Genomic DNA, 261 nt, shown 5'->3' on the forward strand with positions numbered 1-261 from the left:
ATATTTCTCCTCATACAAGCGCATACTACATAAAAAAGAAAAAGGAGGAAATGACGTGGGACAGCAGCATCAATTCCGCCTATGGCGAGGTCTGGGATATCGGTTATCTCGGCGACTTCTCGGTCTTCATCGTCAAGCTTGCCGATGGTCGGGTCATCCGCGCCGCGCAGGCGAACGTCTCCCGTCTCGTTGATCGTCCGATCACCTTCGGCGATATGGTGTGGCTGAACTGGAAACCGGATTCAGGTCTTGTCCTGACAC

At 52.9% G+C, this 261-nt stretch carries 1 protein-coding gene; it reads left to right on the forward strand.

From position 1 onward, the window contains the following. Positions 1-50: 50 nt before the first annotated feature. A partial coding sequence (locus tag SB764_RS41785) for a TOBE domain-containing protein (protein ID WP_410867004.1) occupies positions 51-261 on the forward strand: 211 nt, incomplete at its 3' end.

Source organism: Paraburkholderia sp. SIMBA_027 (genome assembly GCF_046535315.1).
Taxonomy (GTDB): Bacteria; Pseudomonadota; Gammaproteobacteria; order Burkholderiales; family Burkholderiaceae; genus Paraburkholderia; species Paraburkholderia tropica.